This window comes from Lentzea terrae (genome assembly GCF_003265345.1).
In the GTDB taxonomy this organism is placed as follows: domain Bacteria; phylum Actinomycetota; class Actinomycetes; order Mycobacteriales; family Pseudonocardiaceae; genus Lentzea; species Lentzea terrae.
The window spans coordinates 127,930-141,461 of the sequence record NZ_QFWW01000029.1; the positions used below are offsets into that span (position 1 = coordinate 127,930).

The 13,532-nt window shown below is 67.4% G+C and carries 11 protein-coding genes; 7 read left to right on the forward strand and 4 right to left on the reverse strand.

What is annotated here, in order from left to right; genetic code table 11:
- Positions 1 to 31: 31 nt before the first annotated feature.
- Positions 32 to 394, reverse strand: a complete 363-nt coding sequence (locus tag DI276_RS35255; protein WP_232837137.1) for a DUF4406 domain-containing protein — start codon at positions 392 to 394, stop codon at positions 32 to 34.
- 49 nt (positions 395 to 443) lie between these two features.
- On the opposite strand from DI276_RS35255, the gene DI276_RS35260 reads away from it, so the two are divergent.
- Both DI276_RS35260 and DI276_RS35265 read left to right on the forward strand, forming a co-directional pair.
- A complete protein-coding gene (locus DI276_RS35260) occupies positions 444 to 1,184 on the forward strand; it encodes a DeoR/GlpR family DNA-binding transcription regulator (protein WP_112271700.1) in 741 nt (246 codons plus the stop codon).
- Positions 1,185 to 1,233: 49 nt separating this feature from the next.
- Complete coding sequence (locus tag DI276_RS35265; RefSeq protein WP_157985122.1) at positions 1,234 to 2,946, forward strand: serine/threonine-protein kinase; 1,713 nt, start codon at positions 1,234 to 1,236, stop codon at positions 2,944 to 2,946.
- A gap of 4 nt (positions 2,947 to 2,950) precedes the next feature.
- Here the strand turns inward: DI276_RS35265 and DI276_RS35270 are convergent, their stop codons facing one another.
- Positions 2,951 to 3,946, reverse strand: a complete 996-nt coding sequence (locus DI276_RS35270) for a HEAT repeat domain-containing protein (RefSeq protein WP_157985123.1) — start codon at positions 3,944 to 3,946, stop codon at positions 2,951 to 2,953.
- A 55-nt stretch (positions 3,947 to 4,001) separates the two neighbouring features.
- Between DI276_RS35270 and DI276_RS35275 the strand changes: the two genes are divergently transcribed.
- Positions 4,002 to 5,309 (forward strand): cytochrome P450, encoded by a 1,308-nt coding sequence (locus tag DI276_RS35275; RefSeq protein ID WP_112271705.1) that lies wholly within the window; start codon positions 4,002 to 4,004, stop codon positions 5,307 to 5,309.
- Positions 5,310 to 5,536: 227 nt separating this feature from the next.
- Positions 5,537 to 7,630 (forward strand): NB-ARC domain-containing protein, encoded by a 2,094-nt coding sequence (locus DI276_RS35280; RefSeq protein WP_198681091.1) that lies wholly within the window; start codon positions 5,537 to 5,539, stop codon positions 7,628 to 7,630.
- Here DI276_RS35280 and DI276_RS35285 read toward each other — a convergent pair.
- Positions 7,611 to 9,296 (reverse strand): hypothetical protein, encoded by a 1,686-nt coding sequence (locus DI276_RS35285; protein WP_112271709.1) that lies wholly within the window; start codon positions 9,294 to 9,296, stop codon positions 7,611 to 7,613. The two genes, DI276_RS35280 and DI276_RS35285, sit on opposite strands and share 20 nt — an antisense overlap.
- A 143-nt stretch (positions 9,297 to 9,439) precedes the next feature.
- On the reverse strand, positions 9,440 to 10,657 hold the full coding sequence (locus DI276_RS35290) for an ROK family transcriptional regulator (RefSeq protein ID WP_112271711.1): 1,218 nt from the start codon (positions 10,655 to 10,657) through the stop codon (positions 9,440 to 9,442).
- Between the two features lie 250 nt (positions 10,658 to 10,907).
- On the opposite strand from DI276_RS35290, the gene DI276_RS53135 reads away from it, so the two are divergent.
- From DI276_RS53135 to DI276_RS35300, 3 genes are all read left to right on the forward strand, one after another.
- Positions 10,908 to 11,036 (forward strand): hypothetical protein, encoded by a 129-nt coding sequence (locus tag DI276_RS53135; protein WP_269814324.1) that lies wholly within the window; start codon positions 10,908 to 10,910, stop codon positions 11,034 to 11,036.
- Between the two features lie 106 nt (positions 11,037 to 11,142).
- Positions 11,143 to 12,912, forward strand: coding sequence for an albusnodin/ikarugamycin family macrolactam cyclase (locus DI276_RS35295; RefSeq protein WP_232837181.1), 1,770 nt, complete (start codon positions 11,143 to 11,145; stop codon positions 12,910 to 12,912).
- Positions 12,899 to 13,501: a lasso peptide biosynthesis B2 protein gene (locus DI276_RS35300; protein WP_232837138.1), complete on the forward strand. Its 603-nt coding sequence runs from the start codon at positions 12,899 to 12,901 to the stop codon at positions 13,499 to 13,501. The genes DI276_RS35295 and DI276_RS35300 overlap by 14 nt, the downstream gene beginning before the upstream one ends.
- The last annotated feature ends 31 nt before the right edge of the window (positions 13,502 to 13,532 follow it).

Consider the following 13,532-nt stretch of genomic DNA (forward strand, 5'->3'; position numbering starts at 1 on the left):
AAACGGTAGCGGCGAACGTGCTCCGGATGGCTCAGGCAGCCCGGTAACCGGGGATGTCCTCCACCCGTTCGTAGACGGGCAGCCCGCGTTCCCGAGCGATCCGCACATCTTCGTCCGCGCCGGTCGACGCACCCGGCAGCCGGAGCACGGCGTCGCAGTGCCGCAGCAGGCGTTCCGCGGTCGGGTACATGATCCCCTCCGCGACCGGGTCCAGCGGCGAAGAGCCGCCCGCACCACGCAGCACCGGCAGCGCCACCCACTCGCCGATCATCGGCACGTGCCCGCTGCGGAAGATCGGCCACGCGGCTTCTTCGAGCCTGGCGAGGTTGCGGGCCATCAGTGCGGGGTCGTCCCCGGTGCCCGATCGGTAGGGCCCTGCGATCAGAATCAGCATGCGACCGACCATAATGTGCAACACTCGGCAGAAACAAGGAGAAACGTGCATGCTCGCTGCCCAACGCCGTGACCTGCTGCTCGAACGCCTGCGCACGGACGGCCGGATCGTCGCCAAGGACCTCGCTGCCGAGGTCGGCATCTCCGAGGACACGATCCGTCGCGACCTGCGCGATCTCGCGGCGGCGGGTCTCTGCCAACGCGTCTATGGCGGCGCACTGCCCATATCTCCGGCCATCGCGGACTACGCGACACGTCAGGAGGTGTCGGTCGACGGCAAGCAACGGGTCGCACGAGCCGCGGCCGCGTTGGTCGAGCCTGGCAGCACCGTGATCCTCGACGGCGGCACGACCACCCTCGCCGTGGTGCGCGCGCTACCGCTCGAACTGGAGGCCACGGTCGTCACGCACAGTCCGACGATCGCGAGCGCGTTGGAGGCACACCGGAACGTGGAGGTCTACGTGATCGGTGGCCGGCTGTTCAAGCACTCGATGGTCGCGTGCGGAGCGGCTGCCGTGGAGGCCGCACGGGGCGTGCACGCCGATCTGTTCCTGCTGGGCGTCACGGGCGTGCATCCCGAAGCAGGCCTCACGACCGGTGACGCGGACGAGGCAGCGATGAAGCGCGCGCTCGCTCGCCAGGCGGCCGACACGTACGTGCTGGCCAGCTCGGAGAAGATCGGCGCGGCGTCGCGGTTCGGCGTGCTGCCGTTCAGCGAGGTCGCCGGGGTGGTCACGGACGCGGACAACGCGGTGGTGCACGCCCTGGAGGTGCCGCTAATTCGGGCATGAGGACCCGTTTCGCTTCGGCCGACCGGTGGAAGTCGTTAGGCTCCGCAAGGTGCGTACTGGAGATCTGGTCGACGGGCGCTACCGGCTGGAGGACGCCAAGGGGGCGGGCTCCGGTGGAATCGTGTGGTCCGCCTTCGACACGAAGCTCAAGCGGACGGTCGCGCTGAAACGGCCGCACGGCGAGCAGCTCGCGCGCGAGGCCGAGATCGCGGCGCAGGTGCAGCACCCGAACCTCATCGCGGTGTTCGACGAGGTGGACGGGTGGCTCGTCCTGGAGCACCTGGAGTCGGCGAGTCTCGACCAGCTGCTCGTGCAGGGGCCGCTGCCCGTGGAGCGCGTCGCGCGGATCGGAATGCAGATCGCGGGCGCGCTCGCCGCCGTGCACGAACGCGGGATCGTGCACCGGGACGTGAAGCCGGGCAACGTCCTGGTCGCCGCCAACGACCTGGCGAAGCTGACGGACTTCGGCATCTCGGTGTGGAGCGAGGTGACCGGGACCGACGACGCTCGGGTCAGCGGCACGCCCGCGTACACCTCGCCCGAGGTCGCGGCCGGGCACGCCGCCGGTCCCGAGTCGGACGTCTTCTCGCTGGGCGCAACGCTTTTCGCCGCACTGGAGGGCGCGCCGCCGTTCGGCACGGGCGCGCCGGACGAGGTGCTGAACCGGGTGCGCGCCGCGGAGCTCCCGCAGCTCACCGGTCCGCTCGCCGGCCTCCTCGCGGACATGCTGAACCGCCGGAGGAAGAAGCGTCCCACCGCGAGCCAGGTGCGGGAACGGCTGCGCGAGATCGTCGGCGGCTGGGAGCCGCCTTCTCCTGTCGCCACCCGGAAACCGTTCTGGCGGCGCAGGTCCGGCCAGCTGGCCGGGGCGAGCCTCGCGGCGATCGCGGTGGCCGCCGGGGCGTTCGTCGCGTTGCGGCCACCGCCGGCGGCCGGCTCGGACCTGATCGGCGAGGAACGCGAAGCCGACCCGTGCTCGCTCATGAGCCAGCACGTGTTCCGCGACTTCGGCCCGTCGGAGCTGCGCACCGACTCCGGCAACTTCAACCGCTGCGACGTGCTCGTCGACGTGCGCCGCGAGGAGAAGATCGACATCGAGGTGCAGCTCGTGACCAGGGCGTCGCTGCAGATCGAAAAGTCCTGGCAGCTGGTGCAGGACAAGCATTTCAGCGTGTACCTGATGCCGTCGGACGACCGCGAGTGCAACCGTCTGGTGAACGTCGACGCCAGGTACGGGGTACGGGTGTCGGCGAAGATGCCGAACTCGCCGGAGGACCTCTGCGCGATCGCCGACACGGCGGTGAACACCGTGCAGGAGGTCTTGCGGAAGGGGCAGATTCCCCGGCGTGCCAAGAAGTTCCCCGAGGGGTCCGCGGCCTGGGTGAACACCTGCGGCCTGCTGCCCGCCGAGACGCTGCCGGGGTTCAACCAGCCCGTCGACGTGTTCGCCGGCTGGTCGTGCAAGTGGTTCTCCCTCGCCAACCGCACCGAGGTCAGGGTTCGCTACGACCAGCACCCGCTGACCGACTCGATCGGGGGAAGGCCGGCGACGCTCGGCGGCCATGAGGCGTACGTCCTGCGCGACACCGGCACCAGCCGGTCGTGCACGGTGCAGGTGCCGTACCGGCCGCCGCAGCACTTGCCCAGGACCACCCTGGACGTGCTGCTGGTGACCGTCATCGGCGACCCCGGCGAGATCGAGCTGTGCCCGGAGGCCGAACGGCTCGCGGCCGTCGCGGCGGTGAACCTGCACCGGCGGTGACCCGTCAGATCTCCAGGAAACCCTTGGGAGAGCCGTAGGTCCGGCCGCACTGAGTCAGCGCGAGCACGCCGTGGCCCTCCACGTCGCCCTCGAAGTACCTGGGGTTGACCGACAGCTGCTCGGCGACCTCGGTGGCCCAGATGTCGTCCAGGTCGTCGTTCTCGTCGCTCCAGTCGTGCGGCAGCCCCCTGCCGTCCTCGACGTCGAGCTCGCCGAACTGCTCTTCCGGTTTGAACGCGTCGTAGTAGCGGACGACCTCACCGCTCTCCGCGACGCACCACGCCGTCCAGCCGTCACCGCAGCTCATGCCGTAGTAGTGCGCCTCGCCGAACACCGTGCTCAGCACCGCGCAGATCTCGTGCACCGGTCTCTCGGCGTGCGCGAACGGTTCGCCGAACACGAGCGTCCACCCGTCCCACGCGCCAGTGACGTACACCCGCGCGCACCGCACGTGCTCGTCGTCCTTGGCCCACGCGTGGTGGTCGTTGTTCCAGGCCGCGCCGCCAAGGACCTTCGTCACGGGCGCCGGGTTCTGCAGTCCGCAGACCTCGAGCACGGCGGCCTGGTTGTCGGTCCTGATCGCGAACCAGCCACCGCAGAGGTGCATCTCCTCGGTGCCGTACATCTCTTCTTCGATCTTGACCTGGATGTACCGCTCGATCATCGTCCGGTCCGCGGCCGACACCGCGTCCGGCCCGGCGACCTCGACGATGCCCGCCAGCGCGGCTCTGCGGATCTTGCCCTTGGCCGTCCGGCGCGTCTCCTGCAGCAGTGGCAACACGTCCGGCCCCATGGTCCCGAACGCCCACAACGCTTCCCGTCGCACGTAATGGTCCTCGTCCGCGAGCAGGGGCAGCAGTTCGCTCGCGTGCCGCAACGCCTTCTCGCCGCGGAACATGCTCGCGGCCGTCCGCCGCACCGTCGCGTCCGGATGCCGGGTGGCGGCGAGGTGCTCCGCTGTTTCGTCGAACGACGTCAGTCCCGGCTCCGCCAATTCCATGGCGCGGCAGATTACCGTTGACGCACGGCCGTCCACACGGAACGCTGCGGAACTGATGAGTCTCGCCGAGGAGCACGTCAAACCGGCAGTGCGCTGGGGCATCGGCCACGCGCTGCCACGGGCGTTGCTGCGCCACGCAGCCCGTCGTGGCGACCTGCAGGGCCGCATCACCGTCGAGGCGTCCACCGGCGCCGACCTCACCGGACTGTTCAACGACATCCGTGCGCGCGGCCCGCTCGCCGCCACCAGGGTCGGCCACACCACGGCCCGGCACGACGTCGTCAAGGAGGTGTTGAGCAGCGACGCCCTCGTGACGACCCGGCCGCGGTTCGGGGCGGGCATTCTGGGCAAGCTCGCCGCGTGGTCCGCGGTCGAGATGACCCACCCGGTCCAGCCGCCGTCGTTGCTGGTCGTCGAACCGCCGCAGCACACCCGCTACCGCAAGCTGGTCACCCGCGTGTTCACCGCCCGCGCCGTGGAACAGCTGCGCGAACGCACCCAGGCCATCGCCGACGAACTGCTCGACAACCTCGACCCGGCCAACCCGGTCGACCTCATCGAGAACTACTGCGGCCTGCTCCCGGTCACCGTCATCAGCGAGATCCTCGGTGTCCCGCACCAGGAACGCGCCACCGTCCTGGCCCTCGGCGCGGCCGCGGCGCCGAGCCTCGACATGGGCCTGCCGTGGCGGGTCTTCCGCACCGTCGAAGCCACGCTGAACGACTTCGACGCCTGGCTCACCCGCCACCTCAACACCCTGCGCGCCAACCCCGGCGACAACCTGCTCAGCCGCCTGATCACCGCCCGCGAGGACGGCGTGGGGCTGACGGACCGCGAGCTCAAGTCGACCGCGGGCCTCGTGCTGGCCGCGGGCTTCGAGACCACCGTCAACCTCCTCGGCAACGGCATCTCGTTGCTCACCAAGCATCCTGCGCAGCTGGACGTCTTGCGCGCGCGGCCGGAGCTGTGGGCCAACGCCGTTGACGAGGTCCTGCGCGTCGATCCGCCGGTGCTGCTGACCGGCCGCATGTGCGCCCGTGACACCACAATTGCCGGCATCCCGGTTCGGCGCGGCCAGTTCATCACCGCCGTGCTCGCCGCGGCCAACCGCGATCCCGACGTCTTCGAGAACCCCGCCGCGTTCGACGTCACTCGTCCGAACGCCCGTGACCACGTGTCGTTCGGCGCCGGCCGCCACTACTGCCTCGGCGCCCAGCTCGCGCGGATGGAGGGCGAGATCGGTCTGCGGTCGATCTTCGAGCGGTTCCCGGACCTGCGACCGCTGCCCGGCGCGCACCGCCGGCCGACCCGCATCCTGCGCGGCTTCGAACGCCTGCCGACCAGTCTGTCTACTTCGGACTGACTTCGCAACGGAAACGCTCTCACGTGCCCGTTCACTCGTTCGAGCGGGCAATGCTCCATTCGCGCGTCCTTGGTGACGCTCAAAGCCCCGTTCGGGCCCCACCGGAGTGGACAATTCATGGCCAAATGAGGGACAGAGCGTGCTCTCGCCCCTCTGTTTGGGTCCGCACCTTGTAGCGTGACGAACCAGCCGTCTGCCCCAGAGCTATGCGACGACGGAGGTTCGACGTGCCACCTGCGAGCAGGAACACGGCGCAGGGCAACGTTCACAACCTTGTTCAAGTCGGCAACGTCATGGGTGACGTCCTGTTCCACGCATACACAGACTCCGCTTCGCACGCACCGCAGCAACTTCCGGCCGTGCCGTCCGGTTTCGTCGACCGCGAGGCGGTGCTGGCGGAGCTTGATGCCGTGCTCCTGGCCACCGATCGGGAACCGAGGAAGATCGCCGTTGTCAGCGGTTTGGCAGGAGTGGGCAAGACGGCGATGGTCCGACTGTGGGCGAGACAATCGTCGCACCGGTATCCAGGTGGTCAGCTCTACGTCGACTACGCCGCGATCCGCACGGAATCAGGCACGCCTGTGAGTGACGCGCTGGCCGAGTGCCTGTGCGCATTGGGGGTGGCCCGAGCACACATTCCACCGACACTTTCAGCACGTACGAATCTGTTTCGCATGAAAACAGCTTCGGCACCCGTTCTGGTCGTACTGGACGACGTGACTGAACCTGCCCAAGTTCCACCATTTGTGCCAAGTGCAAACGGCAGCTCCGTAATTGCCACGAGCACTGCTAGATTGACCGAACTGGCACTCGATGGCGCGTACTTCCTGCGCGTAGAACCGTTGACCGAGACATGCGGAACAGCGCTGTTGCAAAAGATCTGCGGCGATCAGCGCATCCCTCCGGACTGCGACGGCGCTCGGCGGCTGGTGCAGGTCAGCGCGGGCCTCCCCGTAGCGCTGCGCGTCATCGGTGCTCGCCTGGCCTCCAGCGCTGCGATGACAGCTACAGCGCTCGCCGATGAGCTGACGGACGAAAGCACACGGCTCGCCCGCCTGTCACTGCGAGGAGTGCCAACGGTGTCCGACGTGTTCGACAACGCCTATCGATCTCTCTCCCCCGACGCCGCCCTGTTGTACCGATTGCTCGGCGCCTCCCCTGTGCGCACGTGCAGCCTCGACACCGCGGCGGCGATCCTCGACCTCTCTCCAGATCTGGCCCGCCACCTGGTGGACGTGCTGCGCGAGGCGTCACTGCTCGATGAGGCGCCGGGCGGCGGCTTCGTGTTCCACGACCTCGTCCGGTTGCATGCGCGCGAACGCTCACAGCCCGCCGAGCGGCTCACGGTCCTGCGCCGGCTGACGGACTACTACCTGAGCAAGACCGCGTTCGCCGACGAGGCGATCATGGGCAAGAGGACGCGCATCGCAGACCACCGAACGATTCTCGCGGGCCGCCGGTCACCGTTCGCCACGGACCGGTCAGCGCTGGGCTGGCTGGCTGACGAGCGCTCCAACCTCCTCGCCCTACTGCGTGCGGTGTCGGAGGCGGGCTGGCACGATCAGACGTGGCAACTCGCGGAAGCGTTGATGGCGCTATATCTGAACCGGCGCTACCTCAACGACTGGATCGAGTCTGCGGAGATCGGCGCCACCGCCGCGCGTCGGGCAGGCAACGAACCGGCAGAGGCCAGGCTTCGCAGCGTCGTTTCCCGTGCCTACACCGAGATCGGCGCGCACGACCGCGCACGCGCCAGCCTGGACACGGCGCTGGCTCTCGCGGAACGCTCCGGCAACAAAGTTCTCACCGCGTCGGTGTGGGAGTTCATCGGCCGTTTCCGCGACCAGGTCGATCCCGAGTCGTCCCCGGAGGCCTACGAGCAGGCGATCCATCGCAACCAGGAGGCCGGGGAACGCCGAGGCGTCGCCATCGCGACGTACTTCCTCGGCTGCGCCATGAGCTCGCGCGGCGACCAGACCAACGCGCTGCGCACCCTGAAGCAGGCCCATCGACTCCTGCTCGAGGTGAACGACCAGCGGATGGCGGGCCGTGGGGCGATCAGCCTCGGGCTCGCCTTCCTGCGCGACGGGAACACGACGGCGGCCCGCGAACGGTTGCTAGACGCCGTCGAGTACTTCTCCGGCTCTGAGGCCACGTACTACGAGGCTCAGGCAAGAGAAGCGCTCGCCGACGTCGCCGTTGAGTCAGGTGATCCCGCGCTCGCGAGGGAACAACTCGAACGGGTCCTTCTGATCCGCCAGGCCAGCGGTGCGCCGGATGCGGCCGCCGTGGCGGCCCGGCTCAGAGAGCTACCCGCGTGACAAGCAGGGCGACGCTGTGCTTGCCGAAGCGCACGACGAACCTGCCGACGACATCACGCGCCCGCAAGATCAACGAGTGCACGGCCGAGGCCAGCGCGCTGACCGGGACCAGCAGCTTCCTCGCCAGCACCTTCACGCTGAAGCGTTCAGCGGGCCGGCCGAGCGCGTGGAACAACAGTTCGCACCCCTCTTCGCTCCCGACCCCGACGAGCTTGGACCCCGGCCAGTCGTCGCGCAGGCGAGCCAGCTGGCCCTCGATCTCGTCGCTTTCGCACGCCGACGGATTCACGACGACGGACGCGTTCTCTATCGCGTGGTTGTCGGCTTCCTCGCTCTCGGACACCAGGTGGCCTTCCTTGTCCGCGAACTCGGGAGACGGTCGTGCTCCGTGCGGAAACCGCTGCAGGACGACCGTGTCGCCGACGACCGTCGGATAGTCGCGATGCGACCAGACCTGCTCGCTCATCATCTGGGGGTATGCCGCGACCTCGGCGGGCATGGGCCGAGCAGGCGGGTCGATCTGCAGCTTCTCGTAGAACAACCTCCTGAACCCCTCGAGCGCGTCGAGCGGCTTCGCTATCAACTTGGCGCGCAACGTCTCCGCGAGCGCCGGATCGTGCCCGGCGATCAAGTCGTCGATCTGCAGGCGGAGATCACCGTGCCGATCGATGTGCCGGATGAGGTGCTTCGCTTCCGCCATGACTGTGTCCGGCGCGACGACGCTGTCCCGGTACACACCGAACGCGGTCGGCACGCCCGCCATCGCCGCATAAAGCGTGGGCGAACCTATGTCGCCGACGAACGCATCGGCCGCGACGACAAGGGAGTGCCAGTAGTCCGGTAGTACGACGAGCAGGCCGCCGCGCTTTAGATGCGGCTCCAAGATGGCCTCGATTCCGTGTTTGGCCCGCCAGGCCCACATGTTCGGATGCAGCATCAGTGCGACGCGGTACTCACTGCTGGGCAGGCTGCCCAGAAACGCGCAGAGCGCTTCTTCCCACTCCGCGAGCAGGGAACCCTCGCCCCAGGTGCTGGAGATCGCGATCAACTTCCGGTTCTCGCCGACGCCGAACCGAGCCCGGTACTCCGGCCGCCGGCGCTTGCTGATCGCGATCAGGTCATAGCTCGTGTCGCCGCCGATGACGACACGTTCCTTGGTCTCGGTACTGATGCGCAGCAGCTGATCTTCGATGTCCGGGTGCGTGGCGACCATGCGGATGTGCCCCATGGCCATGTGCTTCTCCGGAACCACGCCGGACTGGCGTGACTTCCTGAGATCCGGTTCCGGAACGATCTTGTGCAACGCCAGCCCGTGTGGCAGCACGATCACCGGGACCGGATGGAAGGGCCTGAAGTCGATCCGCTCGCTCGCCGACACGATCAGGTCGGGACCGCGCTCCTTCTTGATCAGCTTCAGCGCCTTCTTCACGCTGATGACCGGCCAGCCGTGCTGCTTGATCAGCTCCTTGGTGCCCTGGGCAAACCTCGACCCGGTGCAGAGAACGAACTCGACCTTGACCCTGGGGTCGCCGTTGAAGCAGGGCATCAGTTCCAGCGCTCTGGCGACTGAAGCCGGGTTCCTGACACCGATCCAGATGAGCTTCACGTCGTTGCGGCCGCCCAGCCGGCGCTGCTCGTCAGCCCACTCGCACCGTTCAGCACTCACTGAACGCGCCGCTCGTGCCGACTGTCCACATATTGCATGTCCTCACGGGGTCGGATTGGGTACGACGCGCCGGAGGTTACGCCAGATTCACCCTCAAGTGGAAGTGATACCGAAGAGGGTGTCGCGTTCAATATGAAGTTGATCTAGCTCTCTGAAGTCAGGCTTCCTTCATAAAGCAGCGCGTAAGACAGGGCACCCATGGCTCCAGCCTTCAGGCCGAGCTGCGACGTCTTGACCAGAACAGGACTGTCACCGTCCACCGCGGGTTCGATCGCACCGAGCCGAAGGGACTCCTCGACGGCCTCTCTGAGCACCTCACCTGCCCTGCTCAGCTCCCCACCGAGCACGATCAGCTCTGGATCGAGCGAGTTGCACTCCATCACGATGCCGGTGCCGATGGCCCTGCCGGCGTCCTGCACGATCCGCAGCGAGACCCGGTCACGTCGCATGCCCGCCAGCTCAACCAGCTGGTCCAGTGTCTCAGGCGGGTTCACCGCGCCGCGGTATGCCCTGCGGGCCTGCGCGAGGAGCTCTGGACCGCCCGCCACCGTCTCGAGGCAGCCGCGCCGGCCGCAGTTGCAGACCTCGCCGTTGGGCACGATGCCGTAGTGGCCGATCTCCCCAGCCAGCCCGCGTCTGCCTCGGTAGATGTACCCGCGGTTGAGGATGATGCCCGCGCCGATCCCCGTCGAGGCCTTCACGAAGATCATGGTCTCGACATCGCGCCCCACTCCGTGCATGTGCTCCCCGAACGCGGAGAAGTTCGCGTCGTTGTCGGGCACGACCGGCACGTCCGGGAAATGTGCTGCGTACCACGATCGCGGATCGCCCTCGAGGTCCCATCCCAGCGCGGGCGCGATCATCGTGAGCTCGGCGGTTCGCGGGTTCACCGCGGCAGGCACACCCAAGCCGATGGACACCAGGTGCTCGACCCCCAGCTCGGTCTTCGCACTGAGCCGCCTGATCAGGTCGGCGCTCTCGGCGATCCACCGCGCCGACCCGTGCCGCGCCCCGATGTCCACGGTGTCGGTGTGAAAGGTGGCGTCGTCGACCCGGCGAACGGCCACGGTCAGCCGCTCGTGACCGACGTCGATCCCCGCAGCCAGGCCGCGGACGTCGCGCAGGCGAACGGTCTTGCCCCGTTCGTGGTCGCGAACCGTGACGAGGTTGTCCTGTACCAGCTCCTGCACGACCTGCGAGACCTTCGCCTGAGAGAGGTCAGTGCGGCGGGCTATCTGGACCTGTGTCGAAGGCTGCACCATGACCGCTCGAACGATCTTGCGGCGATTGACCGCTTTGATGCTTCGCTCGCGCGGGTTCAACAAATTCCGCGCGTCGGGCAGGTCGTGGTGCGAAACCATGGGTAACACCGGTCCAGTCTAAGAGGACATGACTTCATTTTGAAGACGGCCAATCGATGAAGATCATTCCACGCGGCAGAGACTCGTGCACCTCAAACCGGAATCACATCCGTCCCAGTATCCGACGTGTCCAGAAGGTGGCAACGAAATGTCATTGCGCTGGACTGCTGCGCCGCGCTCCTGAGTCCTAGCCTAGACACGCTCGGTCACATGACTAGAACTCTCCGAGTTCAAGCTAGGGGGAATTGCCGTGTCCGCCAGCTCCGACGAGCCCCGCGAGTACGAGTCTCCCGAGGTGTACGACCTCGGCGCTGTCGTCGCCGTGACCCACGGCTGCGGGAAGGGGAGCGACGACGCCATCGGCCAAGGTTTTTCCTGAGGCGGTCTCTCGCGCGGTCCTCGGCACACTGCAGTTCCATGTTCCGGAAGCCGTCCACCTCACGACTGGCGTCGGCTGGTTGCCCGGCGAGTTATACGACCTGACGTTGGTTGCGGGACGTGGCATCGTCATCGGTCAGTGCTCCGCACCACCACATGCACTGACCGAACGACTCACGAACACGCTCAGGACGGGCGATACTCGGCCGCTGATGTCTTTGCCGGGGGCCTACTCAGCCGTACTGGTCACAGTGTCCGGTTTGACCCTTGTCGCCGACTCAGTCGGGCAGTTCCCCATCTACTACCGCAGAACCCAGGGCGAGTTCGTCTTCGGCACGCGGGCTGAACTGGTCGCGGCGAACGCCTCGTTCGACCTGGTGGCCCTAGCGGCAGAAATCGCGTGCCCCCAAGCATTCTCCGCATTGGGGACGCGAACCAACTACTCCGGGGTGCATCAGCTCCTTCCCGGTACAGCGCTCCGGATCAGCACGTCAGGCACACAACTGACCGTTCCGTCGGCATCGCTGATCCCCGATACGCGACAAAGCCTGAACCAAGCGGCTGACGAGTTGCACGAGGTGCTCCAGGCGGCCGTCATCGCACGGGCACCGCAGTCCGCGGACTTCAGCGGTGGGTTCGACTCGACATCGTTGGCATTCCTGGCGGCTCGGCTTGTGCCCAGGCTGACCGCAGTCACCGTCTCCCAGCGCGGCGCCCCGGTCGACGACGATCTCAGGGCCGCCGCGGCGCTCGCCCGCCTCGACCGGCGGCTGACCCACCGCGTCGCGCATGGAGACGAGCACCATCTGCCGTACCAGCACCCGATTCCCGGCGCGGACGCGCCCCATCCGGCCGTGCTGCACCGAGGTCCACTGGCACTTCGACTGTCCAATGTGGCCGAAAGCGGATCTGCTGTCCACTTGGTCGGCGAGGGTGGCGACCAAGTGCTGACTGCACCGCACGCTTATCTGGCGGACCTGGCCAGGCGCGGTGCTCACGGGGAGCTTTGGCGGCATTGCGTCGCATGGGCGAGACTGCGGCACCGATCTCCGACGGCCTTGTTCGTGCGTTCGATGCGGCTCGCCGCAATGACTTCATCACAAGAACTGCGCGCGTTGGCGCGGCAACTGGATCCGAGGCAGACCCACAACGACTCCTGGGAGCACCGGGCCATCACCGTCGCGGGCCATCTTCTGTGCCGCTGGCTGATGCCTCGAACACGCGTGGCGTTGGCAGCACAGCTGAGCAGCCCGGTGGACGACCAGCACCTGGACGTCGGCGACCAGGCCGCCATTGCACAGCTCCGCTCGGCTTGCCGGGCACAGCACATCGTCCGCGAATTCGCCGCAGCGCATGGCATCGCTGTGCACGCACCGTTTCTCGATCCCGAGGTGGCACGCGTCTGTATGAGCGTTCCTGCGTGGCGCAGGGCTGATCCGCAGTCAGTCAAACCACTGCTGCGGCGCGCGATGGCCAGCCTGGTCCCGGATGCGGTGTTCACGAGAACGACCAAGGGAAACTACACCGCGACAGCGCATCTCGGGGTCAGACACTCGATCCGCTCTCTGCACGCGCTGCTCGCCGATCCGCTCACCGCCGAACTGGGGCTGATCGAACCCGGTCCGGTGCGCGACGTCGTGAACCGCGCGGCACGGGGAATCGCCGTCCCGTGGGCCGCGCTCAACCAGGTTCTCGCCGTGGAGATCTGGCTGCGTGACGCCACCACCAGAGGAAGGGATGGCACTGTCGATGCCGGCGTTCATCGTCCCCGAAGAAGTGAACACCACCACGAACGAGAGCGGGCGGGTGGTGGCCCTCAACACCCGAACAGGCCAATGGCACACATTGAACGAGACCGGCGGCATGATCTTCCGTGAGCTGAAGCGCAGTGGCGACCTCGAGCTCGCCCTGTCCTCCGTCGCTCACGAGTTCCCTTCCATCCCTCTGTCGGAGATCCGCACCGATGTCGACCGGCTCGTCTCGGACCTTCTGACACGCGGGTTGCTCGTCCCATCCCCCGAGCACGTCTGGCACGCGGGCGGTACCCCTGTCGCACTCCCCTCACGCCAAAGCGGCGATGTCACCGCGATTCGCAGGGTGCTTGCCACACTGTGCCTGCTAGCGGCGATCGCAATACTTAGGCTCCCCTTCCGCACGACCATTCGCTTCGCTGCCGCGGTGAAACGCATGCTGGCCCGGCGCACCGCGACCCGGTCCGACGGCAGGAAATCGGTCTCCGCGGTCCACCAGGTGGGCAGATCCGTACCTCTGCGAGTGGCGTGCTTGGAGACATCGCTCGCATCGGTGCTGTTGTGCGCGCTGTACGGCCAGGCACTCGAGTGGTGTTTCGGCCACTCGCTCGATCCCATCGCTTTCCACTCATGGGTGGAAGCAGATGGAGAACCGGTGCGAGATCCACACGATGAGCCGATCGACACTGCGTACAAGCGAATCTTCGCCGTGTGACAGGTCACGCCGAGCTCGGCGCGTGACCACC

Coding starts and splice junctions, on each gene's coding strand:
- DI276_RS35255 (WP_232837137.1), bottom strand. CDS start 394: ATGCTGATTCTGATCGCAGGGCCCTACCGATCGGGCACCGGGGACGAC.
- DI276_RS35260 (WP_112271700.1), top strand. CDS start 444: ATGCTCGCTGCCCAACGCCGTGACCTGCTGCTCGAACGCCTGCGCACG.
- DI276_RS35270 (WP_157985123.1), bottom strand. CDS start 3,946: ATGGAATTGGCGGAGCCGGGACTGACGTCGTTCGACGAAACAGCGGAG.
- DI276_RS35275 (WP_112271705.1), top strand. CDS start 4,002: ATGAGTCTCGCCGAGGAGCACGTCAAACCGGCAGTGCGCTGGGGCATC.
- DI276_RS35290 (WP_112271711.1), bottom strand. CDS start 10,657: ATGGTTTCGCACCACGACCTGCCCGACGCGCGGAATTTGTTGAACCCG.
- DI276_RS35300 (WP_232837138.1), top strand. CDS start 12,899: ATGATCTTCCGTGAGCTGAAGCGCAGTGGCGACCTCGAGCTCGCCCTG.